Origin of the sequence: Synechococcus sp. CCAP 1479/9 (assembly GCF_019038535.1) — a bacterium.
Taxonomy (GTDB): domain Bacteria; phylum Cyanobacteriota; class Cyanobacteriia; order PCC-6307; family Cyanobiaceae; genus Cyanobium.
This window is the reverse complement of the sequence record NZ_JAFKRK010000077.1, coordinates 1-1174: the sequence shown is the minus strand read 5'-3', so window position 1 is coordinate 1174 and position 1174 is coordinate 1. Positions and strand designations below refer to the sequence as shown.

The following is a 1174-nucleotide window of genomic DNA, read 5'->3' as shown; positions in this document are numbered from 1 at the left end:
GACTGGTGGAGCAGCCGGTGCGGCGTTATCCGCTGACGTGGTGGTGGGAGACGCTGCTGGCGGTGCTGGCGGTGGCGGGCCTGTGGACGGCCATCGACACCCTCCACTATTCGGTGCGCGGCCGCTTCTTCATCGGCACCGACCGGGATCCGGTTCCCCTGCACGAACGGGTGCAGGAGTGGAATCCCACCCTGCCCGGCACCCGGATCGATCAGAACTGCGCCATTCCCTACTGGACCCCCTACAGCCCCGCCAGCCGCTCCGATTTCGAACGCTGCAGCAAGCCCGGCCGGCCCGGTGCCGGCGAGATCTTCCTGCTGGGCGACTCCCATGCCGAGCATCTGCTGCCGATGCTTGACCTGGTCACCGCCGCCACCGGCCAGCGCATCACCTTCACCAACAAGCGCTCCTGTTTCATCGATCCCCAGCTGACGCTGTTCCTCAACAACCGTCCCTACAAGCCCTGCACCGATTTCGCCGCCGGGGAGATGGAGCGGGCTCTCGAACGTCTGAAGCCGGGGGACATCGTCATGATCTCCAGCAACCTCAACAACTACCTGAGCAGCGCTGACCCCGGTGGCACCAGCCAGGGGCAGCCCGCTTACCTCTCAGGCCGGAGGCTTAACGTCGCTGAATTGCGTCAGGCCCACATTCTCAGCATGCGGGCCTATGCCCAGCGGCTGGCGGCCCGGGGCATCCAGCTGGTGCTGGTGGTCGACAATCCCACCCTCGCCCGTGAGATCGTGGCCTGCCCGAAGGATTCCGCCTCCAGCTGCGCCCCCGATCCCGCCGCCACCGCCGCCGGCCAGCAGGCGGTGCGCCTCACCCTGGCCGCGGTGGCGGCGGGCCTGCCGAACGTGCATGTGTTCGACCCCACCCCCTACCTCCTGGGCCCGGATGGTCGGGTGCGCTATCGCAATGACCTGGACAAGATCATCTACTCCGATTCCCACCACCTGAGTGTGACGGGAAGTCGCTCGCTGGCGGGGCCGTTCCAGCGGTTCCTGTCCGAGGCGGGCCTGATTCCGGGGAGGCGCTGATGGCGGTGGCCCCCACCGCCACGACCGGAGCCGCCGCAGCGGCGAGTGGCCCGGCGACCGGAGCAGGCGGGAAAGGGGGAGGGTTTGCCTACCGGCCGGACATCGATGCGCTGCGGGGGGCGGCGATGCTGGCG

At 68.7% G+C, this 1174-nt stretch carries 1 protein-coding gene; it reads left to right on the top strand.

Annotated elements, in window-relative coordinates; translation table 11 throughout:
- The coding region (locus tag KUG38_RS16760; RefSeq protein ID WP_286196173.1) for an SGNH hydrolase domain-containing protein at window positions 1-1040 on the top strand (1040 nt) is incomplete at its 5' end.
- Window positions 1041-1174: the final 134 nt, after the last annotated feature.